This is a genomic window from Streptomyces sp. NPDC005808, from assembly GCF_042871385.1.
GTDB lineage: Bacteria > Actinomycetota > Actinomycetes > Streptomycetales > Streptomycetaceae > Streptomyces.
Genome location: NZ_JBIAIK010000002.1, coordinates 526,506 through 544,144, shown reverse-complemented (window position 1 = coordinate 544,144; position 17,639 = coordinate 526,506). Strand labels below are relative to the sequence as shown.

General features: G+C 69.4%; 20 protein-coding genes. 13 read left to right on the top strand and 7 right to left on the bottom strand.

Annotation, left to right across the window (positions count from 1 at the left end; genetic code table 11):
- The first annotated feature begins 159 nt into the window (after positions 1-159).
- Together ACFYPC_RS05975 and ACFYPC_RS05970 are read left to right on the top strand one after the other, a co-directional pair.
- Positions 160-528, top strand: a complete 369-nt coding sequence (locus ACFYPC_RS05975) for a DUF6479 family protein (protein ID WP_388671407.1) — start codon at positions 160-162, stop codon at positions 526-528.
- A 58-nt stretch (positions 529-586) separates the two neighbouring features.
- A complete protein-coding gene (locus ACFYPC_RS05970; protein ID WP_388671404.1) occupies positions 587-961 on the top strand; it encodes a hypothetical protein in 375 nt (124 codons plus the stop codon).
- Positions 962-994: 33 nt separating this feature from the next.
- Here ACFYPC_RS05970 and ACFYPC_RS05965 read toward each other — a convergent pair whose 3' ends face one another.
- On the bottom strand, positions 995-1,612 hold the full coding sequence (locus ACFYPC_RS05965) for a GAF domain-containing protein (protein WP_388671401.1): 618 nt from the start codon (positions 1,610-1,612) through the stop codon (positions 995-997).
- 773 nt (positions 1,613-2,385) lie between these two features.
- On the opposite strand from ACFYPC_RS05965, the gene ACFYPC_RS05960 reads away from it, so the two are divergent.
- The 3 genes from ACFYPC_RS05960 to ACFYPC_RS05950 all read left to right on the top strand — a co-directional run bounded on the left by ACFYPC_RS05960 (position 2,386) and on the right by ACFYPC_RS05950 (position 3,911).
- Complete coding sequence (locus tag ACFYPC_RS05960) at positions 2,386-2,724, top strand: DUF5133 domain-containing protein (RefSeq protein WP_388671398.1); 339 nt, start codon at positions 2,386-2,388, stop codon at positions 2,722-2,724.
- Positions 2,721-3,143, top strand: a complete 423-nt coding sequence (locus ACFYPC_RS05955) for an SsgA family sporulation/cell division regulator (RefSeq protein WP_388671395.1) — start codon at positions 2,721-2,723, stop codon at positions 3,141-3,143. Before ACFYPC_RS05960 ends, ACFYPC_RS05955 begins: the two co-directional genes overlap by 4 nt.
- A 111-nt stretch (positions 3,144-3,254) precedes the next feature.
- On the top strand, positions 3,255-3,911 hold the full coding sequence (locus ACFYPC_RS05950) for an endonuclease (protein WP_388671392.1): 657 nt from the start codon (positions 3,255-3,257) through the stop codon (positions 3,909-3,911).
- A 122-nt stretch (positions 3,912-4,033) separates the two neighbouring features.
- Here the strand turns inward: ACFYPC_RS05950 and ACFYPC_RS05945 are convergent, their stop codons facing one another.
- The 3 genes from ACFYPC_RS05945 to ACFYPC_RS05935 all read right to left on the bottom strand — a co-directional run bounded on the left by ACFYPC_RS05945 (position 4,034) and on the right by ACFYPC_RS05935 (position 5,248).
- Positions 4,034-4,387 (bottom strand): PRC-barrel domain-containing protein, encoded by a 354-nt coding sequence (locus ACFYPC_RS05945; RefSeq protein ID WP_388671389.1) that lies wholly within the window; start codon positions 4,385-4,387, stop codon positions 4,034-4,036.
- 77 nt (positions 4,388-4,464) lie between these two features.
- Positions 4,465-4,947 (bottom strand): SRPBCC family protein, encoded by a 483-nt coding sequence (locus ACFYPC_RS05940; protein WP_388671386.1) that lies wholly within the window; start codon positions 4,945-4,947, stop codon positions 4,465-4,467.
- 115 nt (positions 4,948-5,062) lie between these two features.
- Positions 5,063-5,248, bottom strand: coding sequence for a hypothetical protein (locus ACFYPC_RS05935; protein ID WP_388671383.1), 186 nt, complete (start codon positions 5,246-5,248; stop codon positions 5,063-5,065).
- 271 nt (positions 5,249-5,519) lie between these two features.
- Between ACFYPC_RS05935 and ACFYPC_RS05930 the strand changes: the two genes are divergently transcribed.
- From ACFYPC_RS05930 to ACFYPC_RS05915, 4 genes are all read left to right on the top strand, one after another.
- A complete protein-coding gene (locus ACFYPC_RS05930) occupies positions 5,520-6,992 on the top strand; it encodes an aminotransferase class I/II-fold pyridoxal phosphate-dependent enzyme (RefSeq protein WP_388671380.1) in 1,473 nt (490 codons plus the stop codon).
- A gap of 212 nt (positions 6,993-7,204) precedes the next feature.
- Complete coding sequence (locus ACFYPC_RS05925) at positions 7,205-8,269, top strand: Rieske 2Fe-2S domain-containing protein (protein ID WP_388671377.1); 1,065 nt, start codon at positions 7,205-7,207, stop codon at positions 8,267-8,269.
- Positions 8,266-8,556 carry a hypothetical protein gene (locus ACFYPC_RS05920; protein ID WP_388672059.1) on the top strand — a complete coding sequence of 97 codons (291 nt, stop codon included), beginning with the start codon at positions 8,266-8,268 and terminating at the stop codon, positions 8,554-8,556. The genes ACFYPC_RS05925 and ACFYPC_RS05920 overlap by 4 nt, the downstream gene beginning before the upstream one ends.
- Positions 8,553-9,479: a PDR/VanB family oxidoreductase gene (locus ACFYPC_RS05915; RefSeq protein ID WP_388671374.1), complete on the top strand. Its 927-nt coding sequence runs from the start codon at positions 8,553-8,555 to the stop codon at positions 9,477-9,479. Before ACFYPC_RS05920 ends, ACFYPC_RS05915 begins: the two co-directional genes overlap by 4 nt.
- Here the strand turns inward: ACFYPC_RS05915 and ACFYPC_RS05910 are convergent.
- A complete protein-coding gene (locus tag ACFYPC_RS05910; RefSeq protein WP_388671371.1) occupies positions 9,430-10,245 on the bottom strand; it encodes an IclR family transcriptional regulator C-terminal domain-containing protein in 816 nt (271 codons plus the stop codon). The genes ACFYPC_RS05915 and ACFYPC_RS05910 overlap by 50 nt on opposite strands.
- Before the next feature lie 211 nt (positions 10,246-10,456).
- Between ACFYPC_RS05910 and ACFYPC_RS05905 the strand changes: the two genes are divergently transcribed.
- From ACFYPC_RS05905 to ACFYPC_RS05890, 4 genes are read left to right on the top strand one after another with little or no spacing between them, the layout of a single operon-like run.
- Positions 10,457-11,428 (top strand): ABC transporter substrate-binding protein, encoded by a 972-nt coding sequence (locus ACFYPC_RS05905; protein ID WP_388671368.1) that lies wholly within the window; start codon positions 10,457-10,459, stop codon positions 11,426-11,428.
- Positions 11,425-12,198 (top strand): ABC transporter permease, encoded by a 774-nt coding sequence (locus tag ACFYPC_RS05900; protein ID WP_388671365.1) that lies wholly within the window; start codon positions 11,425-11,427, stop codon positions 12,196-12,198. Before ACFYPC_RS05905 ends, ACFYPC_RS05900 begins: the two co-directional genes overlap by 4 nt.
- Positions 12,195-12,974 carry an ABC transporter permease gene (locus ACFYPC_RS05895; protein WP_388671362.1) on the top strand — a complete coding sequence of 260 codons (780 nt, stop codon included), beginning with the start codon at positions 12,195-12,197 and terminating at the stop codon, positions 12,972-12,974. Before ACFYPC_RS05900 ends, ACFYPC_RS05895 begins: the two co-directional genes overlap by 4 nt.
- A gap of 20 nt (positions 12,975-12,994) precedes the next feature.
- The gene (locus ACFYPC_RS05890) at positions 12,995-13,801 is read left to right on the top strand and encodes an ABC transporter ATP-binding protein (RefSeq protein WP_388671359.1); all 807 of its coding nucleotides are present in this window, start codon (positions 12,995-12,997) and stop codon (positions 13,799-13,801) included.
- On the opposite strand, the gene ACFYPC_RS05885 is transcribed toward ACFYPC_RS05890, so the two are convergent.
- Both ACFYPC_RS05885 and ACFYPC_RS05880 read right to left on the bottom strand, forming a co-directional pair.
- Positions 13,773-15,914, bottom strand: a complete 2,142-nt coding sequence (locus ACFYPC_RS05885) for a discoidin domain-containing protein (RefSeq protein ID WP_388671356.1) — start codon at positions 15,912-15,914, stop codon at positions 13,773-13,775. The genes ACFYPC_RS05890 and ACFYPC_RS05885 overlap by 29 nt on opposite strands.
- An 85-nt stretch (positions 15,915-15,999) precedes the next feature.
- A complete protein-coding gene (locus ACFYPC_RS05880) occupies positions 16,000-17,610 on the bottom strand; it encodes a glycoside hydrolase family 13 protein (RefSeq protein ID WP_388671353.1) in 1,611 nt (536 codons plus the stop codon).
- Positions 17,611-17,639 lie beyond the last annotated feature (29 nt).

The following is a 17,639-nucleotide window of genomic DNA, read 5'->3' as shown; positions in this document are numbered from 1 at the left end:
CGCGGAAGATCCCACCACCCGTCACCCGGGGCGGGATCCCTCAGCCGGTGGCCAGGGCCTGGAGCAGGTCGGCCACCGTCGGGTCGGGCAGGGAATGGTCTGCCGACACGGAAAGGTGATCCCGAGTCTTCAATTCACGAGCGGGGGTACTCGGCAATCATGAACGCCACATACTGGGAGATCGCCGTCTCGGACGCGGCGTACGCCACACTGGGCGCCTTCGTGGGCGGCCTCGTCATCGCCGGAGCGCTGGTGTGGGCGGTCCGGCTCGGCATCCGGGTGCGCCGCCGCGAGCCGGATCGGCCCAAGGCCCACGAGCAGCCCACGCTGCCGGAATCCGGGCCCACGTATGAAAGCAGGGAAGTCCGGGAGCCGAACGAGGTGCCCCATGCGGACGAGGAGAGCGACCGCCTCACGCCGCACCAACTCGGTGGTTCCGGCACCAAACGCAGCGAAAAGCAGGAACGCTCACGCTGGGGCTCCGGATCGGGCGGCTCGTTCGGCAGCGGAGGCCCCGGCAACACCTGAGACCCCCGGCCGCGGGAGCTGACTGGTCCAGTACTGCGAGGGTGCACGGGAAGGCACCTTGCGCGCCAAGGAGTCTTTCTGCGGCGCGGCCACGGCGGTGCCCACCGTCATGGCCGCCGTCGCGCAGCCGGTCGCGCGCAGTGAGACCGCCCGGCGCCGTGCCGTCGCCCGCGCCGTGCGCGAAGTGGCCCAGTATCTCGGCAACACGCCCGCGGTCTGCCGGGCCTCCTACATCGACCCGCGGGCGATCGAACTCTACGAAGAAGGAGTGACGATCACCGACGCACTGCCTCACCTGGGTGAGGATGGCGCGTACGGCATCCCCGCCACCCACGGCCTCGTCGAACTGGCCGTCCTGCGCATGCTCCGGAAAGGGACGTCTCCCGGGACCCGGACCTGGACGGGCGGACCGGGCGACAGCACGCTCACGTGACCGGTTCTGCCACCTGCGCTCAGTCCGTCCGGCTCACTTCCCGGACTGCCCCTCGACGATGGCGGCCGGCGTGAGGCCACGGTTGACCAGAGCGTGGGCGGTCTCGGTGAGACGGACCTGCCGTCCGCTCGCATAGGCGCTGAGCAGCCGGGCCGCCTCGCCGATGGTGCCGCCCGCGTGCTGAGCGACCATGCCCTTGGCGATCTCCAGGGTGGTCTTCGCCGCGATCAGCCCCTGCACCCGGGTGATGACCTCGTCGATGTGGTCCGGTTCGGCGGACCAGTGCATCAGGGCCAGCGCCGCGGAGTCCGCGAGGGCCTGCGCGAGGTGTACGTCGTCCTCGGCCGACCGGCCCGGGCTGCGGCGCAGCAGCGTGAGAGCTCCGAGCGGACGCGTGTGCAGACTCACCGGGACGGCCTGCAGGGAGCCGTAGTCGGTGTCGATCATGGCGGTGACCAGCCGCGGCCAGCGCTCGTACTCGCCGGCGATGTCCGGAACGCTCACCGGCTCTCCGGTGCGACAGCAGTCCATGCAGGGGCCCTGGCCGTTCTGCAGTTGCAGCAACTCGGCGAAGGCGCCGTCCTCGTCGGTCGTCGCCATGGTCCTCAGGCTGCCGCGGGCGTCCGCGATCATCACGGCCGCCGCGTCCACGTCCAACAGATCCTGTCAGGCATGAACGAGACAGTGGAAAAGATGCAGGGGGTCGAACCCTGCGGCACAGGTGTCCGCCAGGACGACGAAAGCCTGCGCCACCTGTCGCTCGCGGTTCATGCTCGCCCATCAACGGCAGTGAGAAGACTGCCCCCACACCGGCTCTGGCCGCCTGAACGGAGAACAACGGCCAGCGACGCCCGTCACGGGACAGATTCGTCCCGAACACCGGCGCGCGCAGGCGGATCGCCTCCCGGCACGGTCCTTCGCCGAGGAGGGTGTACTGAATCTCCGCCAGCCGACCCGCGACACCGTCACTGGCACACAGCACCACACCCATGTCCGAGCCATCAGCCAGCACCGAGACCGACAGGCCCGACACCGCCGGAAGCAGGGTCACACAACTACGACACAGCGCGTCGGGCACTTCGGGCGGAGACAAACCACGCGCTCCGGCGATGAGTTCATGGGCGATACGGGCCCGCTCGACGTCCGCCTCCTGTTCGGCGTCTCCGCCGCCCAGCAGGTCGTCCCCCGCCATGACCATCACCTCTCACGACCGTTCCGTACAACGGTTTCACCCGATCTTGGCACAAGCAAGGAGCGGTGGCCCGAGTCGGCGTACGCCATGCGTCGCGGGCGCCGGCGCCGGGCGGGTAAGCAATTCCGCCGCGGTCCGGTCTGTTTCGGATCGTACGGACCGGGCACACGGGAGCGCAGTCAAGTGCTTCGGCAGGGAGGCACGCTTCCTTCCCCCTTCCAGGAGTGTCATCTTGCCCTCCCCCTCTCGTCACGACTCCGACCCGACGAGCCCGGGTATCCCGCCGGGAAAGCGCGCGTCTCATGTGATGGTGCCGGACCCGGCAGTACTGCGGCAGGCGGTCGACCGCTACCTGGCGCTCGCGGCCGACGGCGACCCGGCCGCCGCCCTCACCGTGCAGAACGCCGCCTACACCCTGTGCGTCCTGACCGGCACCCGCACCGTGGAGGACGCCATGTCGGCCGTGCGTGCGCTGTGCCCGGAATTCATGACGCCCGGACCTTCGCACCCGCGGACATTGATCGTTTCTACGGCAGAGAGCGGCTTGGGGCAGGCGGAGGCCGTGTCGTGACGGAGCGGCCGGACTGGCTTCGGCTGACGGTCGGCACGACCGGATTCGTGGTGGTCGCGGAGCGCGAAGGAGCCATCGTTGCCACGCAGCTGGTGTACCGGGCGGACGACTGCCTCGCCGCGCGTCTGGTACTGCTCGGACCCGACGGGGTGGAAGTCACCTGGACCTTCGCCTGGGAACTGCTCGCCAGGGGCATGGTGTCCCCGGCCGGCGACGGAGACATCACCGTGCGCCCCGTGCGGGGGCCGGTCGAGGGCGTCGAGGTGAGCCTTGTCGCCCTGTCCCCCGCACGGGTGTGGCTGCCTGGGGACGGCGTCGCGGAGTTCGTGCGGGATGTGCGGAGGAGAGCCGGCCTCGATGCCCGCGGCATTGCTCCGGCGCTCGACAGGGAACTTGCCACGATCACGAACGGAACATAGGCGAGGGCAGTCTCCGCTTCCGCGTGACAGACGGTTACGACCTGTCTGTTTGCCCCTGATTCATCCGGGTACGCGAAGTGCCCGTACGCAGTCTTCGGAGGTGAGAGCCGGATGGCCGCGACCCCCCGACGCGAGGTGATGCGGGCGCTCCTGGATGCCCACGGCCGTACCTACGCCGCCGAGGCGGGCATCCGTCTCAGGGACACTCCTCAGCCGTTGTACCGGCTGCTCGTGCTCGCCTGCCTGCTCAGTGCGCGTATTCGCGCCGACATCGCGGTCGCCTCGGCCAAGGAGCTGACCGCCGCCGGAATGCGTGATCCGCGCCGGATGGCCGCGGCGACCTGGCAGCAGCGGGTCGACGCGCTCGGCCGCGGCGGCTACCGGCGCTACGACGAGCGCACCGCCACCCAACTCGGCGACGGCGCGACGCTGGCCACTGACCGCTACGGAGGTGACCTGCGGAAACTGCGGGACCAGGCAGGCGGCGACACGGCGGGGATACGGCGCCTGCTGCAGGAGTTCCCCGGACTGGGCCCGGCCGGCGCCGACATCTTCCTGCGCGAGGCACAGGCCGTCTGGCCCGAAACCGCGCCGTATCTCGACGCCAAAGCCCTCCAGGGCGCCCGCACCCTCGATCTGCCCACCACACCCGCCGCCCTGGTCCGCCTGGCGGACGGCACGGAACCGGCCGTCCTGGCCGCGGCCCTGGTCCGCGTCGCCCTCGACAAGAAGGCCCCTGAGGCCCTCCGCGAAGCCGCACACAGCTGAGCCCGCGGGACGGTACCCGGGCGAGAAAGGCCCGACGGTACTCGGGCGAGGTACTCGGGCGAGAAAAAGGTGTGGGCCGGAGCGGCGGCTCCGGCCCACACCTCACACACCCCGCTCAGGTCTCACGCACGGTGGCTCTGGTAGTAGCTACCGAGCTGCTCGTGATAGCCCACGTCACCGGTGTGCTTGTCCTTGTCGAACTCCGGAGCGTTCTTGATCTCCTCCTTCGTCCGGCCGACGTGGATCCTCTCCTCCGCCGTGTCGATGCCGACGACGAGGCCGGCGGGGACCAGGAGGTGCTTCCCGAAGATCCACCCACCGGTGTCGACCACGAAATGAGACGCTCCGACGTCGTCGGAGTGCTTGTCGACCTTGCCGATGGCGCCGTCCGTCGCCTCGACCTTGTAGCCGATCAGGCTGGTGCCCGCGGCGGTGTAACCGACCGCAGGCAGGTAGCCCCACATGTCCGCCCTCACGAATGCCTCTCCTTGCTCTGACGAATTCCTGGCCGAAAGGGAACTTCACGGCCCGCTCGCCATTGCGCGTCAGAACGTCAGAGGGACGTGCCGGGGTCCTCGGGCCGGATGCGTCCGCGCCAGGCGCCTGTCTCGCCGCCGCGCTCCTCGATGTAGTCCTTGAATCGCCGCAGGTCCCCCTTGACCCGCCGGTCGATCACGCCCAGCGCGTCCGCGCTCTTCTCGGCGACGCCGGTCGGCTCGACCTCCATGGTGAGTTCCACCCGGGTGTGTGCGGCGTCCAAGGGCTCGAAGTGCACCGAGCCCCGCTGCTGCGTGTCGCCGCCCACGGAGCGCCAGGTGATCCGCTCGTCCGGCAACTGGTCGACGATCTCGGTGTCGAACTCGCGCCGCACCCCACCGATCTTGGTGACCCAGTGGTTGTGCCGGTCGTCGAGCTGCCGTACTTCCTCCACGCCTTCCATGAAGTGGGGGAAGTGCTCGAACTGGGTCCACTGGTTGTAGGCGGTGTGGACCGGGACCTCGACGTCCACGGCTTCCTTGACGGTGCTCGTGCTCATCGCTCCTCCTTCGAAAGGGGGTCGTCCGCGCCGGAACGGTGGACCGGCGCGGGTCCGGATCGCATTGGGTACCCAGGAAGAGGACATCAACTCATCCAGGCGGTCGACCGGGTGGTCAGTCCGTGCTCCTGATGATGTTCGCCTCGGTATCGGTCTGCGCCACCACGGGCGTGCCCTCGTCCTCGACGGCTGCGACGCAGGTGCGCATACCCTTCCCGCGGCGGCGACGGGCCTTCGACCAGCCCGTCTCGGCGACGCGGATCGACGGTTTCGGCGTGATGCGCGGGAGTTGTGTGGTCACGGTCGTTCATCTTCTTCCTGTGCCGCGGCGCCCTGACTCCTCGGAACGGGACAGAGACCTACGGCGCGATGTCCTGGTGGTCGAGTTGCCCGCCGCGGTGCGCGCAAACCCTTCCAAAGCGCCGCGCCGAACTCATCCAGGCGGCCCCGTCATGCGGCTCCCCGGTTACCGCGCACAGGGGGGCGGATGGATTGTCATCCCAGGCGAGGAGTTGCCGGCCTCCTGCATCCCTGGCCTGCATGGATGCCTGACCGCGGGGAACCCGGCCTCCATGGCTGCGAACCAGGCTGAGGCCCCGATTCTCGAAGCGCTCGCCCACTACGCGGACGCGGACGAACTGGCGTTCACTCCCCCGGGGCACAAACAGGCACGCGGCGCGGACCCCCGTGCCCGCGAGATCCTGGGTGACGCCGTCTTCTACGGTGACGTCCTGGCCAACGGCGGTCTGGACGACCGACTCACCCGGGGCCGGGTACTGGAACGCGCCGAGAACCTCATGGCCGAGGCAGTGCACGCGGACCACACGTTCTTCTCCACCTGCGGAAGTTCTCTGTCGGTGAAGGCCGCCATGCTGGCGGTGACCTGCCCCGGCCACCGGCTCCTCGTCGGACGTGACGCCCACAAGTCGGTGATCGCCGGGATCATTCTGTCCGGTGTCGAACCCGTGTGGGTGGAGCCCCAGTGGGACAGCTCCCGGCATCTCGCCCATCCCCCGTCGGCCGCCGCCTACGCCAAGGCGTTCGCGGAGCAACCGGACGCCGACGGTGCCCTGGTCACCAGTCCCACCCCCTACGGAGCCGCCGCCGACCTCCCCGGCATCGCCGACGTCTGTCATCAGTTCGGCAAGCCGCTCATCGTGGACGAGGCATGGGGAGCCCATCTCCCCTTCCACGGCGACCTGCCGGCGTGGGCCATGAACGCGGGCGCCGACATCTGCGTGACCAGCATCCACAAGATGGGCAGCGGCCTGGAACAGGGCTCGGTCTTCCACCTTCAGGGCGACCTCATCGACCCCGCCGAACTGGCCTCTCGGGCCGACCTCCTCGGCACGACCAGCCCGAACGTCCTGATCTACGCCGGCATCGACGCCTGGCGCCGGCAGATGGTCCAGCACGGCCATCAACTCCTTGGCCAGGCGCTGGAGTTGGCGGCACGCACCCGAACGGCCATCGAAGCGATCGACGGCTTCCACGTCAACGACGCGAACGACTTCCGCGGCCCCGGACTCGCCCACGACTTCGACCCACTCCCGGTCGTCATGGACATCAGCGAACTGGGCACCACCGGCTATCGCGCCGCCGACTGGTTGCGAACCCACCACCACATCGACGCCCACCTGTTCGACCACCGCCGTATCAGCACACAGCTCACCCACGCCGACGACGAGCACACCACCGCACGTCTCCTCACGGCGCTGCGAGACCTGGCCGACCACAGCGCCGAACTGCGGGACGCCCCCCAGGTCACCGTCCCGTCGCCCTCCCGTCTGCGGATGGACCAGGCCCTCCTACCCCGGGACGCCTACTTCGCCCGGCACGCGAAGGTCCCCACGGCCGAAGCCGTCGGCAGGGTCGCCGCCGAGATGATCACCCCTTACCCGCCCGGCATCCCCGTGGCCCTGCCCGGCGAACGCCTCACCGAGCCCGTACTGCAGTACCTGGTCACCGGAGTCGAGGCCGGCATGTTCCTTCCGGACGCGGCCGACCAGCAACTCAAGACCGTACGGATCGTCGCGGAGGGCTGACCCGCGTGCCGGAGCCACAGGCCCGACCCCCAGTGAGGTTGCCCGCGCAGCCCACTCCTGATTTTCCCCTCCTGATTTTCCCCTCCCCAGCCGAACCCCCGGCCGTGAACAGCCCGTTCGCCGAGCCCCTTCCGTGAGGCGGAAGGGGTATTGCGGCGCCGTGACGTCCTTCCGGACGATGTCGCCATCACCCGACGACGGGAGCCGCAGCCATGCCGCACATGACGACTTTCGCCAGGAACCAGTGGTACGTCGCCGCCTACTCCCATGAGGTGGGGCGGGAGTTGTTCGGGCGGGTGATTCTCGGGGAGCCGCTCGTCTTCTACCGGACCGAGGGAGAGGGGACGGCCGTCGCCCTGTCCGACCGGTGTGTGCACCGGCGCTTCCCGCTCTCGGAGAGCCGGCTCGACGGTGACAGGATCGTGTGTGGGTACCACGGGTTCACCTACGACACGACAGGCACCTGCGTGTACGTGCCGGGGCAGAAGCGCATACCGCGCACCGCCCGCGTGGCGTCCTACCCGCTGGTCGAGCAGGACTCGTTGATCTGGGTCTGGGTCGGCGACCCCGCCCTCGCCGACCCGGGGACCATTCCGCGTGCTCGCCACCTCGACTCCCCCGACTGGGTCACGGTCTACGGCATGGAGCCCATCGACGCCGACTACGGCCTTCTGGTCGACAACCTGCTCGACCTCTCCCACGAGACCTACCTCCACGGCGGCTACATCGGCACTCCCGAGGTCGCCGAGACACCGATCAGCACCGAGGTCGACGAGGGCGCGGGCATCGTGCGGGTCAGCCGGCACATGGACGACGCCGAGTGCCCGCCGTTCTACGCCCGCTCTACCGGAATCGAGGGCCGGATCACCCGCCGGCAGGACATCGAGTACTTCGCGCCGTGTCTGTATCTGCTGCACAGCCGGGTCGCGCCGGTCGGTGTGCTGCCCGAGCCGGACGGCAGTGACCCGCACGCGTTCCACACAGAGATCACGTACGCGATCACGCCGTCCGGCGACGGTCATGTCTACGACTTCTGGGCGGTCTCCCGCGACTTCGCCCGCGACGACGAGGAAGTCACCACGTTCCTGTGGGACTTCAACCACACTGTCGTCATGCAGGACGTCGACGCGCTCAACCTGCTGCAAAAGGCGCTGGGTTCGGAGCGGACGGGGTATCAGGAACTGAGCATCAACATCGACACCGGCGGACTCGCGGCCCGCCGTATCCTCGCCCGGCTGGTCGACGAGGACGACAAACCCATGGAGAAGGTCCAGTGACCGGTCCCACTGGCGAGATCTACCGCGTCGACTGGCTCCCGGGCACGGACATCCTGCACGGCACCTGCCACTGCGGCGCCGAGCACACCGCTCAGGACCCGATCCAGATGTGGGAGTGGATGCTCGCCCACCCGGACGGCCACGAGCCACCGGCCCTCCATCCCCACGACCACCGGCCACCGGTCCCCCGTCCCGACGACGCCCAGCCACCGGTCCCCCGTCCCGAGGGCCACCAGCGACCGGTCCGCAAGGCGCAGAGCCGCAAGCCCGAAGGACACGCACGATGACCTTGTACGAGGCCGATCTCGTCGTCGAGCAGCGAGAGTTCGCGGCGGACGGCGTGCTCGCTCTCGCCCTTCGCCATCCCCTCGGCGAGGAACTCCCCGCGTGGGAGCCGGGCGCCCACATCGACGTGGCGCTCCGTCCGGGCCTGGAACGGCAGTACTCGCTCTACGGCGATCCCGCCGACAGCGGCGTGTGGCGCATCGCCGTGCTGCGCGAGCCGGACGGAGGCGGTGGATCGTCGTACGTGCACGAGGAGTTGAGCAAGGGCGACAAGGTGCGGGTGCGCGGCCCGCGCAATCACTTCGCCCTCCAGGACGCCCCGCGCTACCGGTTCATCGCCGGCGGTATCGGCATCACGCCCATCCTGCCGATGCTCGCCGCGGCGGAGGCGGCGGGCGCGGAGTGGACACTGCTGTACGGCGGGCGCACGCGTAACTCCATGGCGTTCACCCGGGAGTTGCGCCGCTACGGGGACCGGGTGACCATCGCCCCGCAGGACGAGACCGGGTTGCTGGATCTGGCCCCTCTCGACGCGCAGGACGCCCTCGTCTACTGCTGCGGGCCCGGACCGCTGCTGGACGCGGTCGAGGAGCGGTGCCCCGCCGGGCTGCTGCATGTCGAGCGCTTCCAGCCGAAGGTCCAGGAGACCGGCCCGGACGGTGAGTTCGAGGTGGAGCTGTCCCGGAGCGCGCGCACGGTGACCGTCCCCGCCGAGGTCTCCGTCCTCGACGCCGTGCGGGCCGCGGGCGTCGAGGTGCTGTACTCCTGTACCGAGGGGACCTGCGGGACCTGCGAGACGGACGTCCTCGAAGGGACCCCGGACCACCGGGACTCGGTGCTCAGCGACCAGGAGCGGGAAGCGGGCGAGACGATGCTCATCTGCGTCTCTCGTTGTCGGGGGAAGCGGCTCGTGCTGGATCTGTGACCCGGAGGTCCGCCTCGATGCGGGCCACGGTCGCGAGCAGGTGGGGCAGCAGGTCGCGTCGTACGGACTCCACGGAGTTGCGGCTCGCGTGCACCGGGATGTTCACGGCCGCCACGACGTCGCCGCCCCGGTCCCGCACGGGGGCGGCGACCGAGCGCAGCCCCTCCTCCAGTTCCTGGTCGACGATGGCGTACCCCTGGCGTCGTACACGCCGGAGTTCCGCTTTCAGCGATTCGGCCGAGACGATCGTGCGGGCTGTCAGGGCCCGCAGTTCGGCGCGGGCGAGCCGGGTGTCGATCTCCTCGTCAGGCAGGTGGGCCAGCATCACGCGGCCGACAGAGGTGACATGGGCCGGGAAGCGGGTGCCGACGGTGATCGTCGCGGTCATGATGCGGCGGGTGGGGACGCGCGCCACGTACACGATGTCGTCGCCGTCCAGGACGCAGAGCGAGGACGACTCCCCCACCTCCGCGGCCAGTTGTTCCAGATGCGGCTCGGCGAGGTCGGGCAGGGTGAAACTGGAGAGGTACGAATAACCGAGCTCCAGGACACGCGGGGTGAGCCGGAACATCCGGCCGTCGGTGTGGACGTAACCGAGGTCGGCGAGCGTGAGCAGAAAACGGCGGGCCGCCGCACGGGTCAGGTCACAGACTCGGGCCACCTCGCTCAGGGTCAGTTCCACGTGGTCGGCGTCGAAGGCGCGGATCACGGCGAGGCCGCGCTCGAAGGACCGGACAAAGTACGGTTCGCGGGCTGCAGCAGGCATGGGCGCCTCCCCGAGAGCGCACGAGTGTGCGCTCTGCGCACGCTATGAGCGCACTTTGAGAACTGTCAACGCCCGTGCACGAGCAAGCCGTTGATTCGACATGGTCGAGGGCATTGACCCCCGTGCACGGGCACTCTACGTTCGCGCTGAGAACTTGTGTGCTGTCTGCGCACAGCCTGTCGGAGCACTTCGGGTCCCAACAGGGGGAGTCATGCGTCGTCTGCTCATCGGCCTCGCGGCCACCACCGTCCTGGTCACCGCGACGGCCTGCGGATCGTCCGACCCCTCCGGGTCGTCGGACCAGAACTCGTCGTCCGGAGGAACCACGACGGTCAAAGTGGGGCTCATCCCCATCGTCGACGTCGCCCCCCTCTACCTCGGCCAGGCGAAGGGCATCTTCGCGAAGCACGGCCTGAAGCTGGAGATCACCACCGCGCAGAGCGGCGCGGCGATCGTGCCGGGTGTCGTCAGCGGCCAGTTCCAGTTCGGGTTCTCGAACGTGACCTCGCTGATGATCGCCCAGACCAACAGCGTGCCCGTGCAGGCCGTCGCCAACGCCATCGCCTCAACGGGCGTGCAGGGCAAGGACTTCGGCGCCATCACGGTGAAGGGCGACAGCCCCATCAAGTCGGCGAAGGACCTTGAGGGCAAGACGGTCGCCAACAACGCCCTCAAGAACATCAACGAGACCGCGGTGCGTGAGTCGGTGCGCAAGGCGGGCGGCGACCCGGACAAGGTGAAGTTCGTCGAGCTCGCCTTCGACCAGATGCCGGCGGCCCTCGACAGCGGCCAGGTCGATGCCGCGATGGTGGTCGAGCCGGCGCTCGCCACCGTCAAGAGCCAGGGCGGCCGGGAGATCGCCTCGCCCTTCCTCGACGTCGCGCCGAACCTCACCATCGCCATGTACTTCGCGTCGACGCAGTACACGCAGCAGAATCCGGACGTCGTGAAGAAGTTCCAGGAGGCCACCGCGGAGTCGCTCGCCTACGCCGACGCCCACCCGGACGAGGCCCGGGACATCGTCACCACGTACACCAAGATCCCGGCGGCGGTGCTGGCGGACGTGGTCCTGCCGAAGTGGCCGGCCGAGCCGAACCGCGCGTCGATCGACGCGCTGGCGAAGCTGGGCGAGGCGGACGGGCTGTTCAAGTCGACTCCCGACCTCGACAAGCTGCTTCCGTGAAAGGACTGAACGCCGCACTGGGTGCGGCCGGGCTCGCGGCCTTCCTCGCCCTCGGCGAGGCGGCGCCGCGACTCGGTCTTGTCGAGGAGGCCTACTTCCCGCCGACCAGCCGCATCGCCGACGCGCTCGGGCAGGAGCTCACCGACGAGGTGTTCTGGACGGCGCTCGGGGACACCCTCACCGGCTGGGCGCTGGGTCTGGCGATCGCTGTGACCGCCGGAATCCTGGCGGGCGTCCTGATCTCGGTCGTCCCGCAGCTGCGCGAACTCACCGCCTCCACCATCGAGTTCCTCCGCCCGATCCCCTCCGTGGCCCTCATCCCCCTCGCCGTCCTCCTCTACGGCTCCGAACTCCGCTCCGTCCTCCTCCTCGTCGTCTACGCCTCCTTCTGGCAGGTCCTCATCCAGGTTCTGTACGGCGTCCAGGACGTCGACCCGGTGGCGGAGGAGACGGCACGCTCGTACGGCCTCGACACCTGGGCACGGATCCGCCATGTGCTGTGGCCCTCGGCCCTGCCGTACGTCATGACGGGTGTCCGGCTCGCCGCCGCGGTCGCCCTCATCCTCACCGTGACCGCCGAACTCGTCATCGGGGCACCGGGGTTGGGCAAGAGCATCGGGGTGGCCCAGACCTCCCAGGCCGTCCCGGAGATGTACGCCCTGCTCGTGGTCACCGGTCTGCTGGGCCTGCTGATCAATGTGGGGGCCCGCGCGGTCGAGCGGCGGGCGCTGGCCTGGCATCAGTCGGTGCGCGGGGAGGTGACGGTGTGAGGAGCGTACTGCTGCGAGCGCTCCACGTCCTCGCGCTGCCCGCTCTGCTGGTCACTCTCTGGTGGTTCGCGTCGGACGGCAGCACCGACGTCTTCTGGCCGCCGCTGCGCACGATCCTGCAGACCTTCCCGGACGTCTGGACCGGCGAGCGGCTGCGCGCCGACGTTCTGCCCAGCATGGTGCGGCTGCTGGTGGGCTACGCGTCGGCTGCCGTCATGGGCGTGGCGGTGGGCACGGTCATCGGCTCGTACCGACGGGTGCGGGCCTTCTGCGAGCCGGTCCTCGAATTCCTGCGCGCGGTACCGCCACCCGTCCTGGTCCCGGTCATCATGCTGTTCGCGGGCATCGGCGACACCATGAAGATCGCGGTCATCGCGAGCGGCTGCGTCTGGCCGATCCTGCTCAACACCGTCGAGGGCGTGCGTGCGGTGGACTCCGTGATGGCCGAGACGGCACGTTCGTACGGCATCACGGGGGTCGCCCGGCTGCGGAGCGTGGTGCTGCGCGCGGCGAGCCCGCAGATCTTCGCCGGCCTGCGCCAGGCGCTGTCCATCGGCATCATCCTGATGGTCATCAGCGAGATGTTCGCGGCCAGCAACGGTATCGGTTTCACCATCGTCCAGTTCCAGCGCAGCTTCGCGATCCCCGACATGTGGACCGGGATTCTGGTTCTGGGCCTGCTCGGCTTTCTGCTCTCCGTTGTCTTCCAGCTGGTCGAGCGCCGGGTGCTCGGCTGGTATCACGGCCTGCGCGCGTCCTCTCGGCGGTCCCCGTGAAACTCGCGAAAGGTCGGTCCATGCTTGACGTACGCGGCCTGAACAAGGTCTACGAGGGTTCAGGTCGCCGGGTGGAGGCGGTACGGGACCTCACCTTCACCGTGGAGGCGGGTGAACTCGTCTGTCTGGTGGGGCCGTCGGGGTGCGGTAAGACCACGCTGCTGAGGTGCATGGGCGGGCTGCTCACGCCGACCGCGGGCGAGGTGTTGCTGGGCGGCCGTCGGGTCAGTGGGCCGCCGCCCGGGATGGCGTTCGTGTTCCAGGAGTACGGGCGCAGTCTGTTCCCTTGGATGCGGGTCGGCGAGAACGTCGAACTCCCGCTGAAGCAGAAGCGGTTGGGCAAGCCGCGGCGCCGGGAACTGGTCGCCGACGCGCTGGAGTCGGTCGGGCTCACGGACGCCGCGGACGCCTACCCCTGGCAACTGTCCGGCGGTATGCAGCAGCGCGTCGCCATCGCCCGCGCGCTCGCCTACGAGCCCGAAGTGCTGCTGATGGACGAGCCGTTCGCGGCGGTCGACGCCCAGACACGTGCCGACCTGGAGGACCTGGTGCGGGGGCTGTGGCGGGAGCGCGGGATCACGATCCTGTTCGTCACCCATGACATCGACGAGGCCGTCTACCTCGGGGAACGGGTGCTGATCCTCTCCGCCTCCCCCACCGTCGTACAGGAGCAGTTGAAGGTCGATCTCCCGGACGAACGGGACCAGTTGCACACCCGGGTCGCCCCGCGCTTCGCCGAACTACGGACCCATGTGTACGAGCAGATCCAGGCAGCGAAGCGCGGGACGGCCTCGGATGTCAGGACAGATACGCCTCCACCTCGCTGAGCTGGGCGGCCGGCCAGGCCGTGTTCCCGGTGACGTTGAGCCGCAGGTAGCGCAGGTTCGTGGTGCTGGGCAGGGTCACAGTGACCGTGTTCCCGGTGGCCGCGTCGAAGCGGTAGGCCGTCGAGGCCACGACCGTGGAGTACGACGAGCCGTCCGTGCTTCCCTGTACGGACAGGGTCTGGGTGCGCGCGCCCCACGCCGTGGCCGGGGGCAGCTTCAGAACGACCCGCCGGGCGGGCTGGGTCGAACCGAGGTCGACCGTCAGGACCTGCGGGAAGGCGTTACTGGTGGACTCCCAGTAGGTGTTCACGTCGCCGTCGACGGTCTTGGCGGGGGTGTAGACGTCCACCGAGCCGGTGGCGGTGGCGGTGCGGCCCTTGGCGATGTTGGTGGTCGCGTCAGGGGCCGGGGTTCCGGCCGCGGGCTGGGGCCAGGCACCGCAGTTGGACCAGGTGGTGTCCCAGCCGGAGTTGCCGCCGCCGTTGGTGAGGGTGAACGTACCGCTCGGGTAGGGGCAGTTGTAGACCCCCGCCGCGCCCACTCCGGTGGCCGTGACGTTGGTGAACTTCACCGCGCCCGGCGTCTCGGCCTGGACGACGACCGTGCCGACCCTGTTGACCGTGGCGCCGGTGACGTTCACGTTGTTCGTCGCGAGGCCGCGCCCGCCTCCCGACACGAACTCGAAGGCGCTGTACGGGCTGTCGGTGACCGTGGTGTTGGTGATGTTGACCGTGGCGTTGATCGCGCTGTCGTACGCGTCGACCCGCAGCGCACCCATCGCGTGGCCCCAGTTGGGGTTGATCGCACCGGCGCGCACGATCGTGTTTCCGTCGACCGTGATGGTGCCGGCCAGCGGGTAGAAGGGGTCCATGAACTTCTGATTGGAGATCGCGATACCGCTGCCGAGCGCGTTGGTGTCGGAGATCAGGTTGTTCCTGACCGCGATGTCGGTACCGCCGTAGATGGCGATGCCGTTGGCCAGGTTCGGCTGCGAGATGGTGTTGTTCTCGAAGCTGCTGTTGGTGTCGGGCGCGTTGAGCGACCACATGGCGAGCGAGTCGTCGCCCTGGTTGCGCAGGAAGTTGTTGCGGACACGGACTCCGCGCGCGTTCCCGTTCAGGTTGAGGCCGTCGGCGGTGGTGTCGAGTATGCGGTTGTTCTCGACGACAAGGTTGTCGTTGTTGCCCGTCAGCCAGAGCCCCACCTTGAGGTGCTGGATCCACATGCCGGAGACCGTCGAGTTCGGGCCCAGGGAGCCGTTGACGAAGTTGTCCGGGTTGGAGTCGACACGCTCGGTGACCTCGCCGATGACCGCGAAGTCCTTGAGCTTCACGCTTCCGGAGGAGCTGCTCTGGTCGATGAAGCGTGAGGTGCGCACGACGGAGTACCAGCTGCCCGCGCCCTGCAGGGTCACGTTCTGGACGCCGCTGAGCGAGGAGGTGATCTTGTAGTCGCCCGGCGGGATCCAGACCACTCCCCCGGGTGCGGCGGCGATCGCGGACCGGAACGCCGCCGTCGAGTCGCCCACGCCGCTGGGGTCAGCGCCCTTGTCGACGACGGACACGGCCCCCGTGGGCTTGGTGGCGGCCGCGGCCACCTGCTCGAAGTCGGCGACATCGACGGTGACCTGGACGGACGTCGCCTGGAAGGCGATCTTGTCGCCCGCCTGCACGTTCACGCCGAGCAGCAGCCTGGAGTTGTCGAAGAAGTGGTGGGTCTTGGAGCCCGGGATCCAGGAGGTGTCCACGTACGAGTACTTGGAGGTGACGGCGAGCGTCTTGGCGAGCTTGACACCGTTGACGTACACGTCGAGGGTGCCGGACTGGCCGTTCAGGACGCTGTAGGAGACGTTCACCGAGTTGGCCGCGCGGGGGGCGGTGAACTCGATGCGCTGGCCCGCGGTCAGCCGTACGGCTTGCCGGCCGGACGCCTCGGACGCGAGGGTGCCCTGCGTGTAGTCAGGGCCGACCTTCGTGCCTGTGGTGGTGGCGGACTCGGCCTCGACCGAGGTGAAGGGCAGGGTGGCGCCCGCGGCGACCGCGGGGTGTGCGGCGACGACACTGAGCATGCCGGCGGCGAGAGCGACGGCCACCGCGGCCGCACTTACTGGCATGCGCCTGACAAATCTGGACATATGCTGATCCCTTTCGTGTGGGGGTGCCGGGATAGCGGGGTGGAGCGGCGGTCGGGCTGCGGTGTCAGGCGCGCAGCCAGGCCGCCGTGTCTTGGGGAAGGCGGCCTTCGGAGTCCAAGGGGCCGCTCGTGAGAAGGATTTTTGAGTGTACGGGGAGGTCGGTGGGGGTGTCGGAGAGGTTGACCACGCAGAGCGTACCGTCCGTGCGGGCGAAGGCCAGGACACCCTCGGCGGCCGGCAGCCAGCTGAGCGTGCCGTCGCCGAAGCCGGGCTCGGTACGGCGGATGCGGAGTGCCTCGCGGTAGAGGGCGAGCATCGAGCCGGGGTCGGCCGCCTGCTGGTCGGCCGCGTACCCGGCCCAGCCCGCGGGCTGCGGAAGCCAGGGGTCACCGCCGAAGCCCGCGTGGGGCGAGTCGGCGGTCCACGGCAGGGGGACCCGGCATCCGTCCCGGCCCGGGTCCGTGCCGCCGGAGCGGAAGTGCATCGGATCCTGGATGTGGTCGCGAGGTATGTCCGCCTCGGGCAGGCCCAGTTCCTCGCCCTGGTAGACGTAGACGGCGCCGGGCAGGGCGAGCGAGAGCAGGGCGGCGGCACGGGCGCGGCGGCTGCCGAGGACGAGGTCGGTGGGGGTGCCGAAGGCCTTGGTGGCGAAGTCGAAAGCGGTGTCGGTGCGGCCGTAGCGGGTGACCGTGCGCGTCACGTCGTGGTTGCACAGGACCCAGGTGGCGGGCGCTCCGACCGGTGCGTGCTCGGCGAGGGTCTCGTCGATCGAGGTACGCAGCCGTTCGGCGTCCCAAGGGCAGGACAGGAAGGAGAAGTTGAAGGCGGTGTGCAGCTCGTCCGGGCGGAGGTAGCGGGCGAAGCGCTCAGTGTCGGGGAGCCAGACCTCGCCGACGAAGATGCCGTCGTAGTCGTCGGCCACCGCACGCCAGGAGCGGTAGATGTCGTGGAGTTCGTCGCGGTCGACGAAGGGGTTCGGGTCGCGGCCCTCGACGAAGTCGGGGAGGTCCGGGTCCTTGGCGGGCAGCGCCGCCGAGTCGATGCGGACGCCCGCCACGCCCCGTTCGAACCAGAACCGCAGCACGTCCTCGTGTTCCTGCCGGACCGCCGGGTGCGCCCAGTTGAGGTCGGGCTGCTCGGGGGTGAACAGGTGGAGGTACCAGTCGCCGTCGGGCAGCCGGGTCCAGACGGGCTCGGTGGAGCCGGCGAACTGGGACGGCCAGTCGTTGGGCGGCAGTTCACCGTTCTCGCCGCGTCCCGGGCGGAAGTGGAACAGCTCGCGCTCCGGGCTGCCCGGACCTGCCGCGAGGGCCGCGCGGAACCAGGCGTGCTGGTCGGAGACGTGGTTCGGCACGATGTCGACGAGGGTGCGGATACCCAGCTCCCGTGCCTCGGCGATGAGTTTCTCCGCCTCGGCGAGCGTTCCGAAGGCCGGGTCGATGGCGCGGTAGTCGGCGACGTCGTAGCCGCCGTCGGCCATGGGCGACAGGTACCAGGGGTTGAACCACAAGGCGTCGACGCCCAGTTCGGCGAGGTACGGGAGTTTCGCGCGGACGCCCGCGAGGTCGCCGGTGCCGTCGCCGTCGCCGTCCGCGAAGCTGCGGACGTACACCTGGTAGATGACGGCGGAGCGCCACCATTCGCCGTGAATGCGGGCAGGGGAATGCTGTCCCACGGTGCCAACCTTTCTGTGAAGCTCTGGAA